Origin of the sequence: Pseudomonas agarici (assembly GCF_001543125.1) — a bacterium.
Taxonomy (GTDB): domain Bacteria; phylum Pseudomonadota; class Gammaproteobacteria; order Pseudomonadales; family Pseudomonadaceae; genus Aquipseudomonas; species Aquipseudomonas agarici.
The window spans coordinates 1,788,956-1,811,260 of the sequence record NZ_CP014135.1 but is presented as its reverse complement, the minus strand read 5'-3'; the positions used below and the strand labels follow the sequence as shown (position 1 = coordinate 1,811,260).

Sequence of the window (22,305 nt, the reverse complement as noted above, 5' to 3'; positions counted from 1 at the left end):
CATGAGTGGCGACTTCCTCGCACTGGCGCAGCCGGGCGTGCAACAACTTTCGCCTTACGTTCCGGGTAAGCCCGTGGACGAATTGGCGCGCGAGCTGGATATCGATCCGGCACGCATCATCAAGCTGGCCAGCAATGAAAATCCGCTGGGCGCCAGTCCCCGGGCCTTGGCGGCGATTCGCGACGAGTTGGCCGAACTGACCCGCTACCCGGACGGCAACGGCTTCGAACTGAAGCAGCGCTTGTCCGAGTTGTGCGGCGTACAGGCCAACCAGGTGACCCTGGGCAACGGTTCCAACGATATTCTCGAACTGGTTGCCCGTGCCTACCTGGCACCGGGCCTGAATGCGGTCTTCAGCGAGCATGCCTTCGCGATCTATCCGATCGTGACCCAGGCCGTGGGGGCCGATGCCCGCGTGGCGCCCGCCAGGGATTTTGGTCATGACCCGCTGGCGATGCTGGCGGCGATAGACGAGAACACCCGTGTGGTGTTTATCGCCAACCCGAACAATCCAACCGGTACCTGGTTCGGCCCGCAGGCGTTGGAAGCTTTCCTCGCGGCGGTGCCCGGCAATGTGCTGGTGGTGCTGGACGAGGCGTATATCGAATATGCCCAGGGCGAAGGCCTGCCAAATGGCCTGAACTACCTGTCGACTTATCCGAACCTGCTGGTTTCCCGCACCTTCTCCAAGGCCTACGGTCTGGCGGCGCTGCGGGTCGGCTACGGGCTGTCGTCGCCAGCGGTGGCGGATATCCTCAATCGCGTGCGCCAACCCTTCAATGTGAACAGCCTCGCCCTGGTGGCGGCCCGTGCCGCGCTGGATGACGCCGAGTACGTGGCGCGCAGTCGCGAGCTGAACGAGGCAGGCATGCTGCAACTGGAGGACGGCTTCCGGCAGATGGGTTTGAGCTGGATTGCCTCCCGGGCCAACTTCATTGCCGTCGATGTCGGTCGCGATGCGGGGCCGGTGTATCAAGGATTGTTGCGCGAGGGCGTGATCGTGCGTCCGATTGCCGGCTATGGTCTGCCGCAGCACCTGCGGATCAGTATTGGCCTGGCCAGTGAAAACAGCCGCTTGCTTGAGGCTTTGGCCAAGGTTCTGGCTCGTGGTTGATGTCATGCCGATGCAATCGGTGACACCTATGATCGGTCGCCTGGTGGTGGTCGGCCTGGGGCTGATTGGCGGTTCCTTCGCCAAAGGGCTGCGGGAAAGCGGCCTTTGTCGAGAAGTGGTCGGTGTCGATCTCGATCCGCAATCACGCCAGCTGGCAGTGGAGTTGGGGGTGGTCGATCGCTGCGAGGAAGATCTGCTGAGCGCCTGCCGGGGCGCCGATGTGATTCAGCTCGCGGTGCCGATCCTGGCCATGGAGAAGCTGCTCGGCCTGTTAGCGGGCATGGACCTGGGTCAGGCGATCCTGACGGATGTCGGCAGCGCCAAAGGTAACGTAGTGCGTGCCGCCTGCTCAGCGTTCGGCGCCATGCCGCCACGGTTTGTGCCCGGGCATCCAATTGCCGGGTCTGAACAGAGTGGGGTGCAAGCCTCCAACGGCAGGCTATTTCGCCGGCATAAGGTGATCCTGACCCCGCTGGAGGAAACCGATCCGGCGGCGGTGGCCCTGGTCGACCGGCTGTGGCGTGCCCTGGGCGCGGATGTCGAACATATGCCGGTCGAGCGCCACGACGAAGTACTGGCGGCGACCAGTCATTTGCCGCACCTGTTGGCTTTCGGCCTGGTGGACTCCCTGGCCAAGCGCAATGAGAACCTGGAGATTTTTCGCTATGCCGCGGGCGGATTCCGTGATTTCACGCGAATTGCCGGCAGCGATCCGGTCATGTGGCATGACATCTTTCTGGCCAACCGCGAGGCGGTGTTGCGTGCACTGGATACCTTTCGTGGCGACCTGGATGTTTTGCGCGACGCCGTTGATGCGAGTGATGGACAGCAACTGCTGGCTGTGTTCGAGCGGGCCCAGGCCGCTCGCGAACATTTCGGCAGAATCTTGGCCCGAAGGGCCCGTAAGGACACAATGAACGCCAACGATGATCACAAAGAGGTTCAGTCGTGAATATTCAAGCTCCAGTCATCGCCATCGACGGACCCAGCGGATCGGGCAAGGGGACTATCGCCGGTTTGTTGGCCCAGCGTCTGGGTTGGTGCCTGCTGGATTCCGGTGCGCTCTATCGGTTGCTGGCCTTCGCCGCTCGCAATCACGGCGTCGACCTGACCAACGAAGAGTCCCTCAAGCTGCTAGCTGCTCACCTCGATGTGCAGTTCATCGGTGCGACCGACGGCCAGCCGCAGCGCATCATTCTTGAAGGCGACGATGTCACTCAGGACATCCGCAACGAATCGATCGGTGCGGGCGCCTCCCAAGTTGCGGCCCTGCCGGCGGTGCGCGACGCCCTGCTGCAACGCCAGCGCGCGTTCCAGGAGCCGCCGGGGTTGGTGGCCGATGGTCGCGATATGGGGACGGTGGTATTTCCTGATGCGCCGCTGAAGGTCTTCCTCACCGCCAGCGTCGAGGAACGAGCGCGCCGCCGGTACTTACAGTTGAAGGCCAAGGGTGATGATGTTAGTCTGTCGAGTCTGCTAGATGAGATACGTGTGCGTGATGAGCGCGACACCCAGCGAGCGGTAGCCCCGCTCAAGCCAGCGGTTGACGCCATACAGCTGGATTCCACGGAGTTGTCCATCGAGCAGGTGCTGGAACGCATCATGAGCGAAATCGCCATTCGCGATATTGCCGGGTGACCAAGAGGCGCGCAGGGGACCAGTCATAGTCCTGCACGGCTTCTTTCATATGAACGTAACCCTCACCGTCTGGGGTGTGGCAGATGGGCGTATTCTTCGCCCTTATCAACAGGAATTAAAATGAGCGAAAGCTTTGCGGAACTCTTTGAAGAGAGCTTGAAGACCCTCAATCTTCAGGCTGGTTCGATCATCACCGGTGTTATCGTTGATATCGATTACCAAGCTCGTTGGGTCACTGTCCACGCCGGTCTGAAGTCTGAAGCTCTGATCCCGCTGGAACAGTTCTACAACGATGCTGGCGAGCTGAACATCAACGTCGGTGATGAAGTTCACGTGGCGCTGGATTCGGTTGAAGACGGCTTCGGTGAAACCAAGCTGTCCCGTGAAAAAGCCAAGCGCGCTGAATGCTGGATCGTTCTGGAAGCAGCCTTCGCAGCCGAAGAAGTGGTCAAGGGCGTTATCAACGGTAAGGTTAAAGGCGGCTTCACTGTCGACGTTAACGGCATCCGTGCGTTCTTGCCAGGTTCTCTGGTTGACGTCCGTCCGGTGCGCGACACCACGCACCTGGAAGGCAAAGAGCTCGAGTTCAAAGTTATCAAGCTCGACCAGAAGCGCAACAACGTTGTTGTTTCCCGTCGTAGCGTCCTGGAAGCAGAGAACTCCGCCGAGCGCGAAGCTCTGTTGGAATCCCTGCAGGAAGGCCAGCAAGTCAAGGGTATCGTCAAGAACCTCACCGACTACGGCGCATTCGTCGATCTGGGTGGCGTCGATGGGCTGCTGCACATCACCGACATGGCCTGGAAGCGCATCAAGCATCCATCGGAAATCGTCAATGTTGGCGACGAGATCGATGTCAAGGTTCTGAAGTACGATCGCGAGCGCAATCGTGTTTCCCTGGGCCTGAAGCAACTGGGCGAAGATCCATGGGTTGCTATCAAAGCCCGTTACCCAGAAAGCACTCGTGTGACCGCGCGCGTCACCAACCTGACCGACTACGGCTGCTTCGCTGAGCTGGAAGAGGGCGTTGAAGGTCTGGTACACGTTTCGGAAATGGACTGGACCAACAAGAACATCCATCCTTCGAAAGTCGTACAAGTCGGCGACGAAGTGGAAGTCATGGTTCTGGACATCGACGAAGAGCGTCGTCGTATCTCCCTGGGCATCAAGCAGTGCAAGTCGAACCCATGGGAAGACTTCTCTGGCCAGTTCAACAAGGGCGACAAGATCTCCGGTACTATCAAGTCGATCACCGATTTCGGTATCTTCATTGGCCTGGACGGCGGCATCGACGGTCTGGTTCACCTGTCCGATATCTCCTGGAACGAAGTGGGCGAAGAAGCCGTGCGCCGTTTCAAGAAGGGCGACGAACTGGACACCGTTATCCTGTCGGTTGACCCGGAGCGCGAGCGCATCTCCCTGGGCATCAAGCAACTGGAAAGCGATCCGTTCTCCGAGTACGTCTCGGTTAACGACAAAGGCGCCATCGTTAAAGGCACTGTGAAGGAAGTTGACGCCAAAGGCGCCATCATCGTTCTGGCCGACGATATCGAAGCGACGCTGAAAGCCTCCGAAATCAGCCGTGACCGCGTTGAAGACGCGCGTAACGTCCTGAAAGAAGGCGAAGAAGTAGAAGCCAAGATCATCAGCGTTGACCGCAAGAGCCGCGTGATCCAACTGTCGATCAAGTCGAAAGACGTTGAAGACGAGAAAGAAGCCATCCAGAGCCTGAAAGCAGCTCCGGAAGGTGAAGCAGCCGACACCACCATGGCTGCCCTGCTGCGTCAAGCAATGGCCAAACAGAACTGAGTTCTGTCTAACTGTTGAAAAGGGCGACTTCGGTCGTCCTTTTTTATGGCCGGAATTTGGGTGTTTCAAAGGTGAAACCAAATCGGACTTGCTGCGGTCACATTGATAATGCGTAAAGATCTATATTCCGGATCAGCCATTGTCAGTTGTTGCAGCTTTTTCTTAAGGTATCGCTTTGATAAGGATGTGAATGAGCAAGTTCATAGCAGTAATCGCCCTGGTGCTGCTTGCCGGATGTACCACCCACGCCAGGACCCACGCCAGGCATGGTGTGAGCGGCATCGAAATCGACTGCTCGGGATTGGGTTCTGGCTGGGACAAGTGCTATAAGCGTGCAGCTCGCGAATGCAAGGTTCAGGGCTACAGGGTCGTCGCCAAGTCCAGTGATGCCAAGGATGAAGAAGGTGACTATCTCTTTGGCTGGAATCCGGCAGGCTATGTCACCCGAACGATGCTGGTGACCTGCAACTAGTCGATGTGCGCCTCTGGGTCTGGACGTATCTGATATGCAGATAAGTCAATCTATGGGCTGTTCAAAATCCTCCCGTCATGCTAAAACCTTCGAAGCGCTTTTCCTAGCTGCTTGAAAAAGAAGGGAAAAATATGACGAAGTCGGAGTTGATCGAACGAATTGTCACCCATCAGGGGCTGCTTTCATCCAAGGATGTCGAGCTGGCCATCAAGACCATGCTTGAGCAAATGTCCCAGTGCCTGGCGACTGGGGACCGGATCGAAATTCGTGGGTTCGGTAGCTTTTCGTTACATTATCGAGCGCCGCGGGTTGGGCGCAATCCCAAGACCGGGCAATCAGTGAGCCTGGATGGCAAGTTTGTGCCGCATTTCAAGCCGGGGAAGGAGTTAAGGGATCGGGTGAATGAGGAGGAAGAAATTTAGGTGGTGCGACTGTCTTTCTGATAGCTTATTGACTCAGTCGCGATTAGTAACTGGTATTCAAGCTGCTCTTGGACTAGTCCAAGGGAAGGTTTGTCGAAGGAGCCCCTCGCCTTTAGATTTTGCTGAGGGATACAAGGGAGCTTTTTGAAGGCTCGACTGCTTCTCCAGCTATTGGGCCTTGATGGCGTCTATTTCCTGAGATGCTGACGCTAGTACTCTTCCTTCCCTCGCCCTGATAGTGATCTCTTCTTTGAGCGAATGAGAGACCTCCACTAAGCCTCCAGTAGCGGCTCCTTAACAATCTTCTGACGATAAGTCGTATAATCAAAAGCTTAGATATTTTTATCTTAAATTTTTCACTCAGATTTCAAGCTATCAAAGAGTTGGGTTTTGAAATGTCATTTTTGGGAATGGGAATTGCTATTAAATTTACATATGGAAATGGAAAAATTTGGTGTTCGAGGCATCCAGAAACGACTAAATCTGACAGTTTGTGCTTCGCAGGATTTGTGGGGGAGGGGGACGAGAGCAGCTTCTCCTCCTCGAAAGAAGGGGGCTCCTTATCGAGAAGCAGCAGTATTTATGCGTTTCCGTTTGAGGTCACTTGAGCTCTACCCAGTGCGGCAGCGGATAATCAGGCGAAGCAGTAAGTGCACCATTTCACTATGTTGTTCTTGTGGTGGCGATAAAAATTTAGTGTAATAAGATAATTTTAATTTTTAACTTTCTCAAAATGATTGATTGGGCGCTGATTATGCAAAACTTGGAAGCTATCAAACTCGCCATTATAGGACTTGGATATGTGGGGCTGCCGCTGGCCGTCGAGTTCGGTAAGCAGCGCTCTGTGATCGGATTTGATATCAACCAGTCACGTATTGATGCCCTCAACACCGGATATGATTCGACGCTTGAGGTGAGTAGTGATGAGCTGAAACAGGCTATTTATCTATCTTATACCGCCGATCTAAAAAACATCGCAACATGCAATACTTTTGTTGTTACCGTACCAACGCCTATCGACGATTATAAACAACCTGACTTGACTCCCTTGATCAAGGCCTCGGAGTCCATTGGCCGACTGCTTAAAGAAGGAGATATAGTTATTTATGAGTCTACGGTTTACCCTGGAGCCACCGAGGAAATTTGTGTGCCTATACTGGAGAAGATTTCAGGGTTAAAATTCAATACTGATTTCTTTGCTGGGTATAGTCCTGAACGGATAAATCCAGGTGATAAGCTGCATCGTGTCACAACAATTAAAAAAGTAACTTCTGGTTCGACACCAGACATCGCAAATATCGTTGACGCTTTATATAACCAGATTGTTGTTGCAGGTACACACAAGGCTTCTAGTATCAAGGTTGCTGAGGCGGCGAAGGTCATTGAAAATACACAGCGTGATTTGAACATTGCATTGATCAATGAGTTGGCTATCATTTTTAATAAGATGGGTATCGATACTGAAGCTGTACTTAATGCCGCAGGTACCAAGTGGAACTTTCTTCCTTTTCGGCCCGGTTTGGTAGGTGGACATTGTATTGGCGTGGATCCTTATTATCTAACTCATAAGGCTCAGTCTATTGGTTATCATCCTGAAATAATCCTAGCGGGACGCCGTTTGAACGATAGTATGGGGGGGTATGTTGTATCTCAATTTGTCAAGGCAATGTTGAAAAGACGCATTCACGTCGAGGGTGCTCGGGTTCTATTAATGGGGTTTGCTTTTAAGGAAAACTGTCCAGACCTAAGAAATACACGAGTGATTGATATCGTTAGAGAGTTGGCCGAATATAATATTTCCGTTGATATTTACGACCCATGGGTAAGTAAATCTGAGTCTGAGGGTGAGTATGGGATTACTCCTATAACTAATCCAGATAGTAATACTTACGACGGTATCATTTTGGCTGTTGCCCATGATGAATTTAGAGAGCTCGGAGCTGCCAAGATTCGCCAATTTGGGAAGACTATCCATGTTTTGTATGATTTAAAGTATCTGTTGAGCGCTGATGAGTCTGATCTTCGTTTGTGAGACGTTAAATTGATAATTGATTTGACAAGTTAAGGTATTGTATGACTCGTTATAAGGAATTGCTTGAAAGTTTATCATTAAATCCCAAAACATGGTTAGTGACCGGAGTGGCAGGGTTTATCGGTTCTAATCTACTAGAAACATTATTACTAGCGGATCAATATGTAGTTGGTCTAGATAACTTTTCAACAGGATATCAGAGTAATCTGGACGAGGTTCAGAGTCTTGTTAGCCCTGAGCAATGGGCAAGATTACGTTTCTTTAAAGGCGATATTCGCGAGCAATCTGATTGTCACAAGGCATGCGTAGATATTGATTATGTCTTGCATCAAGCAGCACTAGGGTCTGTTCCTCGATCGCTTAATGATCCTGTGAGCACTAACGCTACCAATATTGATGGTTTTTTGAATTTGCTGATAGCTGCTAAAGATGCAAAAGTAAAAAGTTTTATCTATGCCGCCAGCAGCTCGACCTACGGTGACCATCCAGGATTACCTAAAATCGAAGATACTATCGGGAGACCTCTTTCCCCATATGCCGTTACCAAGTATGTTAATGAACTTTACGCTGAGGTTTTTGCTCGTTGTTATGGAGTTAATACGATTGGGCTTCGCTATTTTAATGTCTTTGGAAAGCGCCAGGACCCTGAAGGTGCCTATGCTGCGGTTATTCCAAAATGGACAGCAGCGATGATCAGCGAGGAAAGTATTTTTATTAACGGTGATGGGAAAACTAGCAGGGATTTTTGCTTTATCGAAAATACAGTACAAGCTAATTTGTTGGCCGCCACTGCGACGGACGATGGAGCACTAAATCAGGTTTATAATGTTGCTGTTAGTGGTCGAACGGATTTGAACCAACTGTTTTCTATATTGGTTAAAGAACTTTCTGAGAATGGCATTCTATATAAGAAAAGCCCTGTGTATAGGGATTTTCGAGCTGGTGATGTTAGGCATTCCCAAGCAGATATTAGTAAAGTAAAGTCGCTGCTGGGATATCACCCGACTTTTAATATTGAGCAAGGTATCGCTAAGGCAATGCCCTGGTACATAAATGTTTTGGGTAGGGGCATGTAATGAGTCTTCTAGAGTGGGCTGAGTTTCCTCCGTTAGGGGATGATCGTGGGTCGTTGGTTGCCCTTGAGGGAGGACGCACAGTCCCCTTTGATATCAAGAGGGTTTATTATATATTCGGTACACAGCTGGGTGTGTCTCGCGGTTTTCATGCACATCGGAAACTCAAGCAAGTTGCCGTCTGCGTAACTGGCAGATGTGAGATTGTTTTGGATAATGGTGTTTCTCGTGAAAAGGCAAATTTGGACTCTCCTACGAAAGGTCTAATTATCGGTGATTTGATCTGGAGGGAAATGCATAACTTTAGTGAGGATTGTGTATTGTTGGTTCTTGCTAGCGAACACTATAATGAAATGGATTATATTAGAAATTATTCTGAGTTTGTTAAAGAAGTGAGAAAAGTTATTGTCAGCTGATATATTTTAATTGGGTAAAATATATTGGTTAGGGATTTCTATAGATTTATAGGATTGAAGGTTGTTTCTCTGAGCTTTGAATATTAATAGTTTGAGTGATCATATAATGATTCCGTTTCTAGATCTAAAAAAAATAAATTCGTTGATTCGAGATGAACTTATTGAAGCTTGCACTCGAGTGATCGACTCCGGTTGGTATATTGGTGGTGGTGAACTGTCAAAGTTTGAGGCAGGTTTTGCCGAGTATTGTGGAGTTGAGCATTGCATTGGTGTAGCTAATGGGCTTGATGCGTTGATTCTAACGTTGCGCGCATGGAAAGAACTAGGGAAACTCCAAGATGGTGATGAAGTCATTGTTCCTGCCAATACATACATCGCTAGTATTCTAGCTATTACCGAAAATAATCTGAAACCTGTATTGGTTGAACCAGATAGGGATACTTTTAATTTGTGTCCTGTGAGTACGAGAGCAGCGTTAACCGATAAAACAAAGGCAATACTTGTAGTGCATCTTTATGGCCAGCTAGCCTGTATGCCAGAGTTATGTGATATCGCAAGAGTTCATGGCCTACTTATTCTTGAGGACGCCGCGCAGGCTCATGGGGCAAGCCTTGATGGGCGAAAAGCGGGCAGTTGGGGCGATGCTGCGGGTTTCAGTTTTTATCCAGGAAAAAATCTCGGTGCCCTAGGTGATGCGGGAGCAATTGTTACGAGTGATGGAGAGTTGGCGAAGACGCTCCAAGCGCTTCGCAATTATGGTTCTCATGAGCGTTATCATAACCTTTATAGAGGTTTGAATAGTCGCTTGGATGAGATTCAGGCAGCAATGTTACATGTTAAATTAAAATATCTGGATGAGCAGACAAATCATCGCCGCGAGATTGCTCAAATATATCTGGACAACATTAGCAATCCAGAAATTATCATGCCATTTTTCCAAAAAATCAAAATGGAAAAGTTGAAATCGCATGTTTGGCATCTTTTTGTTATCCGGTGTGAACGTCGGGAAGCCCTTCGAGCTCATCTCTTGGAGCATGGAGTCCAATCGTTGATTCATTACCCGATTCCGCCTCACCAGCAGAAGGCTTATGGTGAGTGGAAAGATCTTTCTTTTCCAGTCACGGAATTTATTCATCAAACTGTAATTAGCTTGCCAATAGGACCAACTATTTCTAGTGAGGAAGCGCTTACTATTTCACACATATGTAACGAGTTCTTCGGTGATAGAAAATAATGACCTTGCTCAGGACAAGTCTGCTTAACTCCATCGCAGTTATTATAAAGATGCTTACTTTGTTAGGCATCAATAAGATTCTAGCCTTGTATATCGGTCCGGCAGGTTATGCTGCGCTAGGGCAATTTCAAAATTTAGTACAGATGATAACTACCTTTGCGGGTGGCTCAATGAATATAGGTGTTACTAAATATACTGCTGAATTTTATGATGATGAAGATAAACAAAAAAAAATATGGACTACTGCAGGAACCATCTCTTTTGTCGGTTCTTGTTTTGTCGCGCTGGGTATATCTTTTTTTGCAAAATTTTTGGCAAAAAATCTCCTGCACAATGAGACATATTATCAGATTTTTTATTGGCTTTCTGGGGGATTGATTTTTTTTGTATTGAACGCACTAATGCTAGCTATTCTTAATGGGAAAAAGGAGATTCAACTATATGTCCTAGCGAATATTTTTGGGAGTGTCTTAAGTTTTTTAATTACAGTTATTCTATCGGTGAAGTTTGGTCTATATGGTGCACTGGTTTCATTATCTATTTACCAATCAGTGGCGTTTATAGTAACTGCTTATATTTGTTATAGAACGAGCTGGTTTAAATTTAATCATTTATTTGGGGTGATTGACCCACCTTCCTTATTGAAACTTTCTAAGTATTCATTGATGGTTGCAGTTTCTGCGTCCTGCGTACCTTTATCGGCGATGCTGGTAAGATGGTTTCTAATAAAAAATTATGGATCAGAGTTTGCCGGATATTGGGAGGCACTTACCAGAATGAGTGGCGCCTATCTGATGTTGGTTACAACTACGCTGAGTTTGTATTTTTTACCTCGTTATTCCGAGATTAAAGCTTCTAGTGAACTCCAGCAAGAGGTTTTGAAAGCCCTTTTCTTTGTTGTTCCCATAGCAACAATAGGAGGAGGCTGCGTTTTTGCTCTTAAGGAATGGCTGATTGTTTTGCTATTTTCAAAAGGGTTTTCTCCTGTAGAAGACCTTGTGGCATGGCAGGTAGTAGGGGATACATTAAAAATTATAAGTTGGATTCTTGGCTTTCTTTTATGGGCCAGAGCATTAGTAATAACATTTATTTTTACTGAAATCGTTTTTTCCTTTGGATTCTATTTTTTGACTGTTGCTTTTTCTCTTCGATTTGGAGACAAAGGGGTTGTCATTGCATATGCGATAAATTATTTACTATATTTAATTACATTAATGGTGTATTTCTTTTTTTGGTTTAGGTCAAAAAATACCGCTACTCTGAATGGTGATTCTTTATGAAAGTTAGTGTGGTCGTCCCATCTTATAATCATTCTGAATTTGTTTGTAAAACAATAGAATCGATTTTTTTGCAAGATATAGCTAAGGAAAATTTTGAACTGATTGTAGTAGATGATTGTTCTTCCGATGATAGCGTCTCGAAAATTATAAAGCTAAAAGAAAAATATAATTTTATTTTTATAGAGAAAGAAACTAATGGCGGGCTAAATCATTCTATTGATTGTGCGTTAAAATATTGTTCTGGAGAGTATATATCGATTATTGCATCAGATGATATCATGTTGCCGAATAAGCTACGAGAGCAAGTAGAATATTTGTCGGATAACGATTTTGATTGTGTTTACTCGAAGGGCGAAATTATAAATATAAAAGGAGATGTGATTGGTCAACAGAATCTATGTGAATTTGAAGCTGAGTTGAATGCAGGAACGGCTTATGAGTTTTCTGCAGTGGATGATACCTCTGGGCCGCTGTTACAGTCGGCTATGCTTAAACTAAAGATAATGCGGGAGGTATCTAGCTTAAGAAAAAAATTTAAATCCGATGATTGGGTTGTTCTCTTGTATCTATTAAAAAAATGTAAAGTGGGCTTCATTGATCGGACTACATTTCAGTATCGAGTTCATGAGGATAATACACACTCAAAGTATTGGGATACATTACCCATGCGTTTGGAAATCCCCTTTATATTTTTGAAGGAAGAAAGCCCAAAACTTCGAAGAAAATCAATATCTAATACGTTATCCTCACACGCCGCGGCTTTGTTCAGGGACGGAAAGTATGTCGATGCAGTTCGCTTTTTTTTGGCTAGTGTTTGTTTTGGTGTACCAACAAAAAAAATTTTTAGATTTGTGCTGAAGAGAGTTGGTTTATGAGTAGTATTGAAGTTTCTGTAATTGTTCTGACCTATAATCATGAGGATTTTATAGTTTCTGCTCTTGAGTCAGTTGAAGAGCAAGATTTTTTAAATATACAAGTTGTAATTGGTGATGATGCTTCTGATGATTCAACGTGTGCGTTGATTGAATTTTTTGAAAAAAAATCGAGACTTAAATTTGATAAGATTTTTTCAAATGAAAATCGCGGAATAACAAAAAACTTCAATGCTTGTCTATCTCGGTGTACAGGTGAAATCATTTTTTTGTTAGGTGGCGATGACATTTTTTTGCCCGGAAAAATTTCTGCTCAAGTTAAACATATGTTAAATGATCCGAGTATTTCAATTTCATATCATGATGTAGAAGTTTTTGATTCTGAATCGGATCGTACACTTTATTATTATAATAATGTCCATGGAAGGCAAGAGGGAGGAGCATCTGTTTTAGTTGAGCGTGGGGCATTTAATTGCGGTTGTTCGGTTGCTGTAAGAAATCGTAATTTACCAATGTGTGATGAACGCATAAAATTTGCTTCCGATTGGTTATGGTATATTGAGATATTAATGAGTGGAGGGGGGGATATAAAATATCTTGATGGAGTATTTGCTCGATACCGTAGGCATGGAAATAACATAACGGGTAGCGCATATTTAAATCAACAATATCAAGAAGTTATGCTCAGTTTAAATATAATTAAAGAAAAATATCCGTCTTTGGCAACTGGTGTTACGCAAGCTGAGTCTGAAAGGATTTTTGCTTTTTTTATAAAATTTTTGGTACTGCATGATTATAAGAAAGCATTTTATTTGTTGAGACAGGCTCTTTCTGTTAATATTTTATCGCCTTTTGTATTTTTTAGAATAAGAGTTAGGCGTATCTTAAAAATTTTTCGTTGAGTTATAATGCGTGAGTAAACATAGCAGCCTAATAGGCAATAGATTAAAGTTGATCTGTTTTTGATTTGTAAGAATTAGTTTTTCCTAGAATCTATCCCGATTCTGTTTGGTTTCTTATTAAAGTGTATTGGCAGTTTTTTCATAAAAAATGGTGTTCGGATGAGTTTGGCTCTATTTTTCGAATGGTGTAGAAACCCTTATTATCGACAGATGTGCCAACGAGCGGTGCTGAGGGGGGATGTCAGAGGGACACAGGTGCTGACTGATAAGCTAAAGTGATAGAGTATGATTGGAGTAGTCTCTAGTAAAAAATTGGAAAAAGACCCAAAAGCACTCCACCAGAATCCAATTTCAGAAGCTGCTATGAGCGACTGTACAAAAGTAAGGATAATAGTTGATGTGTGGCCTAGTCGGTATTTTTTGTGCTCGCCCGGGGATGGAGCTGGGACCAATTATCACTCGTATGAACAACAAAATCGCTCATCGAGGTCCTGATGCAGCGGAAATATGGGTAGATACATCTGCCGGAGCAGCGCTTGGTCATCGGCGACTGGCAATCGTCGACCTTACACCCGCAGGTAAGCAGCCCATGCTTTCGGATTGCGAGCGGTTCGTTATCGTTTTTAATGGTGAAATTTATAACCATGAAGAACTTAGAAAAGAAATTGATGCCGATACATATCGAGTGGAATGGCGCGGTCATTCAGATACAGAGGTTTTGCTTGCTTGTTTAATACATTGGGGGGTTGAGCGAACGCTTAGAGCTGTTGTTGGTATGTTTGCTTTCGCTTTCTGGGATCGCCAGGAAAAATTGTTAACCCTGGCCCGTGATCGGATAGGCGAAAAACCACTATACTACGGTTGGCAAGATGAAACGCTACTATTTGCTTCCGAGCTCAAATCGATCAAAGCTTTTCCTGGGTTTAAGGCTGAAGTTAATAGAAATTCACTGGCTCTATTTTTACGACATAATTGCGTTCCTGCACCATATAGTATTTATAACGGTATTTATAAGCTATGCCCGGGGCACTACTTATCGTTGTCTCTAGAAAATGTTGTGACTGCTAAATCAGCCGAGCCAAGGGTCTATTGGTCGCTGAATGAAGCGGTCACTCGTGGTTTGGCTGAACCTTTCCACGGCACGCAACAGGAAGCGGTGGATATGCTTGAGGAACGATTATCGTCAAGCATAAAACAACAGATGGTCGCCGATGTTCCATTGGGGGCGTTTCTGAGTGGCGGAATTGATAGCAGTACAATTGTTGCTCTCATGCAAGCGCAGAGTAATGAACCTATACGGACATTTACAATTGGATTTAATGAAGCAGGTTATAACGAGGCCGAGCATGCTAAGGTAGTTGCTCAATATCTAGGTACTCATCACTCAGAATTATATGTTCGATCGGAAGATGCACTATCGATAGTTTCACTTCTTCCATCCATGTATTGTGAGCCTTTTGGTGATAGCTCGCAAATTCCTACGTACTTGGTTAGCCGCATGGCGGGGACCAAGGTAAAGGTCGCTCTCAGTGGTGACGGCGGAGATGAACTATTTGGCGGCTACAATCGCTATCTTGTCGCCAGAAAGGTGTGGAGTAAAATGCATGCAATGCCTAGGATTGTCCGCACTACATTCTCCAAACTACTTCTATGTTTGTCTCCAGCTCATTGGGATTCATTATTTGCTTTAGTAAAGCCGATATTACCTCGCCATCTGAAATTCTCCTCTGTAGGAGATAAAATGCATAAACTCGCTAATATATTAGAACTTTCATCTGAGTATGACTTTTTCCATCATCTTACTAGCCATTGGAAGAATCCTGCTCAAATTGTCATCGACGCTGTTGAGCCTGAGACATTGCTCACAAACTCAGATGCTTGGCCCAAAACCGATAGCTTCGAACAGTGGATGATGGCTATGGATGCGCAATCTTATATGGCTGACGATATTTTGGTGAAGGTTGATCGCGCAGCGATGTCAGTCGGCCTCGAGACACGGACACCGCTTATCGATCATCGCATTGTTGAGCTTGCTTGGCGGATGCCTCAGGATCTAAAAATACGCGATGGTCAAGGTAAGTGGTTACTTCGCCAAGTATTATATCGTCATGTTCCGAAAGAACTTATTGAGCGACCAAAGCAAGGGTTTTCTATCCCGTTAGACAGTTGGTTACGAGGCCCACTACGTGAATGGGCTGAAAGTCTATTAAATGAAACACGTCTGCGCGATGAGGGTTATTTTTATCCAGGGCCCATCCGCAGATTATGGAGTGAGCATCTCAGTGGGCAGCGAAACTGGCAGTACCATCTTTGGAGTATTCTGATGTTTCAGGCTTGGTTGGATGAACAAGCATAGGGTAGCTTATGCTTATAGGGGACAAGTAAGAGGCGGATATTTTAATGATTTTGGCGAGATAGCTTGAAATATGATTAAGGGATGAATATGAAAATCTTTAAAAAAAATAGACGTTATATTGTTTTTCTTATTTCATTGTTATTGATTGTTTGCTTGTTTGGCCATTTCGGTCCAGAAGAAATATATACTCAATTAAAGGAATTTCCTCTGCTGCTGAACGTAGGGGTGTTTTTAATGATTATGGCGAATGTGTTGGTAGTTATTTATCGCTATTGGCGTATTCTGTCGTGTGTCGGATTTCGCTTACCTTGGAGTCTCGTGTTTCGTGCAAGTACAGCCGCTAATATCGCGTCTTTATTGATAATCCCATTATTTGGCCAAGTAGCAGGTCGCCAAGCAGTTTTACAAAAAGCCGGAGTTAGTGCTGTCGAAAATGCTGTTATTGCTGCCTACGAACGTGTTTTGGTTGGTGGTATCAGCGCGGTGCTTGCGTTTATTGGAGGAGTTTATTTGCTGGGAAATATAGTCAGGGACTATGCTGTTCTAATTCCTTTCAGTGAAATACTTCCAATAATATTGATCGCTATTTTTTTTACATTATTTTTTTCAATTAGTCGTTTTGAGTTATCTCTTTATCAGGCTCTATTTTCACTGAAAAATCTTGTACGGTTTATAGAACTTATACTGATTACTCTTTTTAGTTCTCTATTAATGCTCAGTAGTTTTTCGGCGCTTTTCCATTTTATAGCACCCAACGCAGATTGGTTATCAATTTTTTCGGCGGCAGCTGTTGTTTCATTTGTTGCTGGGTTGCCAGTAAGTTTTGGTGGCTGGGGGTTGCGTGAAGCATCATCTATATACATTTTAGGCCATTTAGGTGTTAGCTCTGATAAGGCCTTAGCTGCATCTATCTTGTGTGGGATCCTATCTATCGGTGCGATTATTTTTGTCGCTCCATTTGCATTAATAGGTAGTCGAGTTGTTGCAGGTAGCAATGTGTGGTCAGAATCGATTAACTCCTATCGTACAACAGATAGCAATATCAACATTGAGTCCGCAGCCGCCTGGATTTTGTGCTTTTCAGTTTCGTTACTGATTCTTTTTCAAGTTCATGTAACCGTCGGTAGTTCAACAATAAACGTAAATCTCGCCGATCCTTTTGCGGTTTTGGCGTTATCAGTTGTGTTGTTAAATTCTTTTTTTAAACGAAGACTTCCTCTTTGGTATGTGCCTCATTTCAACGCTCTGTTATTGTTGATGTCGAGTATCTTGGTTGTGGCTTTTTTTCATGGATGGTTAAAGTTTTCAAGTAGTTCTTGGGCAGTCAGCAAGATTTTTGGTTGGCTGGTTTTACTCGGATTCTTAGCGTCGGGTTATCTTGCCGCTTCCTATCATGGTGCTCGAGGGAGCAGACGCATAATTGAAGTCATGGTGACAGTTCTTTGTCTTGTTTTGCTTTTTCAGATAATTTTTCGAGTTTTACATGTTATTAATATCATAGACTGGAAAGGTTTTACATACTCTTTCGAAGGTTATTCTGGGAATCGTAACGCACTCGCGTTTCAGATTTTAGCCGTTTTTGCCGCGTTCATTGGTTTGCTTCCGATGTACAAGAATAAAAATTTAAAGTTTTTTCCTCGTATTAGTTGTGAATTTCTCTTGACTTCGGTTCTGGGGTTGATGATCGTAGGTTTATACTATACATCATCGCGATCGGGTATCGCTGTTATGTTCCTGTTACTCGTATTTTCATGCCTTACTGGGATGGCAGATTTTAAAATTATTTTGAAGGCATTGATTATTAGTGTCTCGATATGGCTGATAGTTTTATGTTTTCCGAACTTGGCTGACTCAGATTATGCGGCTCTCCCTATTCAGGTTCAATCAGGATTTTCTGAGGCACCGAGTGATCTAGTTAGATGGTCGCTAATTAAGCAGTCTATCATGGAGTGGTTGGATTCCCCCATTTTTGGACAAGGATTGGGCTATTTTTTCATGAGGAGTCCTGAGCTGATTGGGTTTCCCATAATTATTCACAACACAATTTTTTGGTTGTTAACTGAAACGGGAATAGTTGGAGCCGTAGGTTTTTTACTTGCATTATTTTTGATCGTAAAACATTTAGTTGTCGATAGATCAAATAAACTTCGAAGTAACTCTGCAATTTTACTGATTTTTTGCTTTGTGTTGATGAGTCTATTTCATGAGGTGCTCTATCAACGGATTTTTTGGTTTGTCTTTGGAGCGTTAATATCTGTTCGGTATTCCGCTTATGTTCCGTTACAAAAAAATAAAAAAGCCAGTTTTTTGAATTTGTTATAATCGACTTTATCTTAGGTGTATAGATATGAGCAAAATTCTTTTGATTGTTGTAAATGATCCGAGATTTTTTCTATCTCATCGTCTTGAAATCGCACAGAGTGCGAGATCAAACGGTTACATAGTTAATATTGCCAGTATGGGAGGAGAGGGCGTTGATACTATTCGCGGCCTCGGTTTTTTACATCATGATCTCCCATTTTCGAGAAGTGGTAAAAGTCCAACGAGAGAACTTTTGACCTTGTATTTTGTCTGGCGGTTGTTGTGGAAGCTAAAGCCAGACTTGTTGCATCTTGTCACCATAAAACCTGTCCTATATGGTGGGATTGCTGCTCGTTTAGCCCCTGTAGGTGGTGTTGTTGCGGCAGTGTCTGGGCTTGGCTTTGTATTTTTATCTCGTGGTACTAAGTCCATGGTACTACGCAAGTTGGTAGTTTTTCTTTATAAAGTTGCATTCGGTAAACGGAATTTAAAAGTTATATTTCAGAACGCGGATGATCGCGATATGCTTATTTCACTAGGAGTGTTGAAGGAGGCTCGAACTGCTTTGATTCGAGGGTCGGGTGTCAATTTGTCTCATTATGAGAGCAGTTTTGAAAATCCCGGAACGCCGATCGTATGCATGGCCTCCAGGCTTTTGCACGATAAGGGTATCGTAGAGTACATTGATGCTGCTCGATTACTAAGAGCACGCGAGATCGATGCCACGTTCCAGTTGATTGGTGATGTTGATCCGGGCAATCCCGCAACAGTAAGTTTTGATGAACTGCAATTATGGAAAAAAGAAGGAGTCGTTCAAATTTTGGGTTTTCGTAAAGACATTGCAAATTTATTTGCTAACGCCCATATCGTGACGTTGCCATCGTATAGGGAGGGGCTGCCGAAGGTGCTCGTTGAGGCGGCAGCTTGTGGCCGAGCAGTTGTAACTACTGATGTGCCTGGTTGCAGAGATGCAATCGAACCGGGGGAGACAGGCTTATTGGTACCTGTCCGGGACGCCGAGGCTCTTGCCGAGGCTCTGGCGTTATTGATCACTGACTCTACTGTACGGCGGAAAATGGGTAACGCAGGGCGATTATTAGCCGAACGTGAATTTTCAATTGAAAAAATAGTTCAGCAGCACTTAGATATTTACCGTTACCTGGCGCTTAATGTATGACTGGGAAGGCAAAGGTACTGATTACTGGGGGATCTGGATTCGTCGGCAGCGCTTTGATAGACAGATTGTTGGCGTCTAATAAATTTGAGGTCCTAGCTCTAATTCGACGAAAGGATATTAGTTTTCCAAAAAAGGTTACGGTGATTTCATCATTGCCCGATACAGTTTTCGGTGTTGAGTTTTTTCCACGTGAATGCGATTGTGTGATTCATGCAGCTGCGCGCGTTCATGTTATGAGTGAGTCTTCGATCGATCCGCTTGCGGTGTTCCGGAAAATTAATGTCGACGGGACGTTAGAAATAGCCCGTCAGGCTGCCGCTGCTGGAGTTCGACGATTTATCTTTATCAGTTCGATCAAGGTAAATGGAGAAAGCACTTTTCCTGGTAGACCTTTTTTTGCGGATGATTTACCGAATCCAATTGACCCCTACGGAATTTCAAAAATGGAGGCTGAGACAGGTCTTCGAGATATAGCACTGAGAACGGGCATGGAGGTAGTAATTATTCGACCTGTATTAATATATGGGCCAGGTGTTAAGGCGAATTTTCATCGGATGATGAATTGGCTGAATAGGAGGCTGCCACTACCGTTGGGATGTATTAATAATAAGCGTAGTTTGGTGGCGCTAGATAATCTTGTTGATTTAATATTTACCTGTATTGTGCATCCTGCGGCTGCCAATGAGATATTTTTGGTTAGCGATGATGACGATATGTCTACGACGGAGCTGCTAAAGAGATTAGGTCTAGCGCTAGACTCCCCAGCACGATTATTGCCTATTCCTCAGTCGTTGTTTGTTTTAGGTGCAACATTGCTAGGACGGCGTGACGTTGCTCGTCGTCTTTGTTCATCTTTACAGGTTGATATTAAAAAAAATCTCGATATCCTTGGCTGGTCACCACCGAAGTCTGTAGATGAGTCTCTTGGAGAAGCCGCTTTGTCGTTCAAAAAAATTCGCTAGCAACACAATTGTTGTAGTCGTGGGATGAAATAAAAATTAATATTTTTTTATTTTTTAATTCACTTTTTTGATATCTTTTTTCTTACTGATTTTTCAGCACTATACGCAGAGAGGTGGTCTGATTGATATTCCCACTAATTGGAGTTCCCTCTATTAGCCGATTCGACGCGTTATTTTACTCTTGCTAAGCATTGCTGCCCTGGAGCTAGTCGCCAAAAAAGTGCCGTGCTCATGGAGTAAATGGGAACTACAACGCATATGCAAATCTCGTGCATCAACTCATACTTCTTCCGGATACTTGATTAGTCTCATTTAACTGTGCCTTTATCCGTTCGCTGTGATCAGTTCGCGGGAAGGTTTTATCCAAAAAATCGCGCCCGCATCGGGCGCAGAAAAAATATCTATCATTTTTTTAGCGTCTAACCAAAAAAAACAAATATTAATCTATATCTAATCTGTTTGAATCCGAAACTAATCGAATTTTCTTTGCAGGATTACCAAATACTAAGGTGTTATCAGGCACATTTTTAGTAACGACTGAGCCGGCGCCAACCATCGAATTTTTTCCGATGATAATTCCGGGCAAGATGGTGCAATTTGCACCAAGAGATGCCCCTTTTTTTACAGTTATGCGAAGAAATTTTTCGGGATAAATTTTGCTTCTTGGAAACATATCATTTGTAAAGGTTACATTGGGACCAATAAATACGTCATCCTCTATGGTTATACCGTCCCATATTTGAACGCCACACTTTATCGTAACTCTGTTTCCAATTAATACATCGTTTTCTATAAAAACATGGTCGCAAATGTTGCATTCGCTACCAATAACGGCATTTTTTAAAATATGCGAAAATGCCCATATGTTAGTGCCTCCTCCTATATTTTTTGACTCGCAAATTGCTCTCTCATGTACAAAATATTCTTTTTTAAACATAACTTAATCGTCTCCGCGATCAGCTTAAGGGGTTTATCAGCAATGTGACTGCATAGGGGTTAGATGAAATCTCCACCAATGTGGGGTACTACAAACCCGCTAACAACATGGGGAATTTTCGCTTACTATTGTATATCCGATAAACGGTTCTACGACAGTAGTACTTCGAAATCATTAAGCGCTGTCGTCGGCGACAGCTATTCCAGTACGTGACATTAGCACGTATCTGTCTTCTGAGCGTTGACACTCACAGTTTCGATCAGACCATAAATTTTTGCTCTGGTGATCGCCTTTTTGACGAACGAAGCTTTGCTCTAAACGGGTTCTGGGGGCGTATCTGATCAGTACCCTCCGTTAAACCTGTCTGTAGTGGTCAACTAATTCCGGACACCTCGATAGGTAATTTCGATGCAATCGCCCGCTCGTAAACGGTCGGTGGCAGATACCCCAGTTTCGAGTGCAGCCGTTCGTTGTTGTAAAATCCAACGATGTACTCGGTGATGTCACGTATGGCCTCGCCATGGTTGGCGTAGTCACGGCGCCATACACGTTCCATTTTCAGGCTCAGGAAGAAACGCTCCATCACGGAATTGTCCCAACAATTTCCTTTGCGACTCATGCTCTGCTGCATGCCATTTCGTTCCAGCAGCGCTCTGTAGCTCGTGCTTGCATACTGACTCCCCCTGTCCGAGTGGGCGATCAGTCCCGGTGCCGGCTGGCGCTGGGCAATAGCCAGTTGCATGGCGTTGCATACCAGCTCGGCAGGCATGTTTGGGGCCATGGACCAGCCCACGATCTTACGCGAGAACAAGTCCAGCACCACGGCCAGGTACAGCCAGCCACTGCGGGTCCGGATGTAGGTCACATCCGCCACCCACGCCTTGTTCGCCGCCTCGGGCTCGAACTGACGATTCAGTACATTCTCTGCAACCGGTAAATCATGATTGCTATGCGTGGTGTGCACAAATTTACGCTTCCAGGCCGAACGCAAGCCGTTGGCTCGCATCAAGCGGCGGATTTTATAAAGACCTATCTGCATCCCCTTGGCGTGCAGGGCTTTGCGCAACGGACGACTGCCGTAACAACCGCCACTTTCGCTAAACGAGGCCTTGAGCTGTACCGTGACGGGGCAAATCGATACGGGCGCCTCGGCACGTTTACGGGCTTCGTAAAAGCCAGATCGACTGACGCCCAGTACCCGACAGACGTGAGCCACCGAATAAGCCTTCTGTTGCAACTGCTGAACCAGGTGGTAGGTCACTTCAGCTCGCGGGCAAAGAAGGCTGTAGCTTCCTAAGAAACACCCTCCGT

General features: G+C 45.5%; 18 protein-coding genes and 1 pseudogene. 17 read left to right on the top strand and 2 right to left on the bottom strand.

Annotation, left to right across the window (positions count from 1 at the left end):
• Window position 1 precedes the first annotated feature (1 nt).
• From hisC to AWM79_RS24230, 17 genes and pseudogenes are all read left to right on the top strand, one after another.
• Window positions 2-1,114: a histidinol-phosphate transaminase gene (gene hisC / locus AWM79_RS07910; RefSeq protein WP_017131505.1), complete on the top strand. Its 1,113-nt coding sequence runs from the start codon at window positions 2-4 to the stop codon at window positions 1,112-1,114.
• 28 nt (window positions 1,115-1,142) lie between these two features.
• Window positions 1,143-2,042 (top strand): annotated as a pseudogene (locus tag AWM79_RS07905) (prephenate dehydrogenase/arogenate dehydrogenase family protein); the annotation flags it as partial.
• A 20-nt stretch (window positions 2,043-2,062) separates the two neighbouring features.
• Window positions 2,063-2,752, top strand: coding sequence for a (d)CMP kinase (gene cmk, locus AWM79_RS07900; RefSeq protein WP_017131503.1), 690 nt, complete (start codon window positions 2,063-2,065; stop codon window positions 2,750-2,752).
• A 120-nt stretch (window positions 2,753-2,872) separates the two neighbouring features.
• On the top strand, window positions 2,873-4,558 hold the full coding sequence (gene rpsA / locus AWM79_RS07895) for a 30S ribosomal protein S1 (RefSeq protein ID WP_017129659.1): 1,686 nt from the start codon (window positions 2,873-2,875) through the stop codon (window positions 4,556-4,558).
• A gap of 190 nt (window positions 4,559-4,748) precedes the next feature.
• Window positions 4,749-5,030 (top strand): hypothetical protein, encoded by a 282-nt coding sequence (locus tag AWM79_RS07890; protein WP_017131502.1) that lies wholly within the window; start codon window positions 4,749-4,751, stop codon window positions 5,028-5,030.
• A gap of 131 nt (window positions 5,031-5,161) precedes the next feature.
• A complete protein-coding gene (gene ihfB / locus AWM79_RS07885) occupies window positions 5,162-5,452 on the top strand; it encodes an integration host factor subunit beta (protein WP_017131501.1) in 291 nt (96 codons plus the stop codon).
• 754 nt (window positions 5,453-6,206) lie between these two features.
• Entirely contained in the window at window positions 6,207-7,484 is a 1,278-nt protein-coding gene (gene tviB / locus AWM79_RS07880) for a Vi polysaccharide biosynthesis UDP-N-acetylglucosamine C-6 dehydrogenase TviB (protein WP_060783955.1), read from the top strand.
• A gap of 41 nt (window positions 7,485-7,525) precedes the next feature.
• Entirely contained in the window at window positions 7,526-8,560 is a 1,035-nt protein-coding gene (locus AWM79_RS07875; RefSeq protein WP_060782562.1) for an NAD-dependent epimerase/dehydratase family protein, read from the top strand.
• A complete protein-coding gene (locus AWM79_RS24250) occupies window positions 8,560-8,973 on the top strand; it encodes a sugar 3,4-ketoisomerase (RefSeq protein ID WP_074862107.1) in 414 nt (137 codons plus the stop codon). Before AWM79_RS07875 ends, AWM79_RS24250 begins: the two co-directional genes overlap by 1 nt.
• Window positions 8,974-9,079: 106 nt before the next feature.
• On the top strand, window positions 9,080-10,207 hold the full coding sequence (locus AWM79_RS24245; RefSeq protein ID WP_082712592.1) for a DegT/DnrJ/EryC1/StrS family aminotransferase: 1,128 nt from the start codon (window positions 9,080-9,082) through the stop codon (window positions 10,205-10,207).
• Window positions 10,207-11,487, top strand: coding sequence for an O-antigen translocase (locus AWM79_RS07865; protein ID WP_060782561.1), 1,281 nt, complete (start codon window positions 10,207-10,209; stop codon window positions 11,485-11,487). The genes AWM79_RS24245 and AWM79_RS07865 overlap by 1 nt, the downstream gene beginning before the upstream one ends.
• A complete protein-coding gene (locus AWM79_RS07860) occupies window positions 11,484-12,362 on the top strand; it encodes a glycosyltransferase family 2 protein (protein WP_060782560.1) in 879 nt (292 codons plus the stop codon). The genes AWM79_RS07865 and AWM79_RS07860 overlap by 4 nt, the downstream gene beginning before the upstream one ends.
• Window positions 12,359-13,261, top strand: a complete 903-nt coding sequence (locus AWM79_RS24240; RefSeq protein ID WP_082712591.1) for a glycosyltransferase — start codon at window positions 12,359-12,361, stop codon at window positions 13,259-13,261. Before AWM79_RS07860 ends, AWM79_RS24240 begins: the two co-directional genes overlap by 4 nt.
• A gap of 397 nt (window positions 13,262-13,658) precedes the next feature.
• Entirely contained in the window at window positions 13,659-15,617 is a 1,959-nt protein-coding gene (asnB, locus tag AWM79_RS07855) for an asparagine synthase (glutamine-hydrolyzing) (protein WP_060782559.1), read from the top strand.
• An 87-nt stretch (window positions 15,618-15,704) separates the two neighbouring features.
• Window positions 15,705-17,939, top strand: a complete 2,235-nt coding sequence (locus AWM79_RS24235; RefSeq protein WP_167375424.1) for a lysylphosphatidylglycerol synthase domain-containing protein — start codon at window positions 15,705-15,707, stop codon at window positions 17,937-17,939.
• A 25-nt stretch (window positions 17,940-17,964) separates the two neighbouring features.
• Entirely contained in the window at window positions 17,965-19,095 is a 1,131-nt protein-coding gene (locus AWM79_RS07845) for a glycosyltransferase family 4 protein (RefSeq protein ID WP_060782558.1), read from the top strand.
• Window positions 19,092-20,057 carry a UDP-glucose 4-epimerase family protein gene (locus tag AWM79_RS24230; RefSeq protein ID WP_074862087.1) on the top strand — a complete coding sequence of 322 codons (966 nt, stop codon included), beginning with the start codon at window positions 19,092-19,094 and terminating at the stop codon, window positions 20,055-20,057. The genes AWM79_RS07845 and AWM79_RS24230 overlap by 4 nt, the downstream gene beginning before the upstream one ends.
• 439 nt (window positions 20,058-20,496) lie before the next feature.
• On the opposite strand, the gene AWM79_RS24225 is transcribed toward AWM79_RS24230, so the two are convergent.
• Together AWM79_RS24225 and AWM79_RS07840 are read right to left on the bottom strand one after the other, a co-directional pair.
• Complete coding sequence (locus tag AWM79_RS24225) at window positions 20,497-20,994, bottom strand: acyltransferase (RefSeq protein ID WP_074862084.1); 498 nt, start codon at window positions 20,992-20,994, stop codon at window positions 20,497-20,499.
• A 373-nt stretch (window positions 20,995-21,367) separates the two neighbouring features.
• A partial coding sequence (locus AWM79_RS07840) for an IS3 family transposase (RefSeq protein WP_156430169.1) occupies window positions 21,368-22,305 on the bottom strand: 938 nt, incomplete at its 5' end.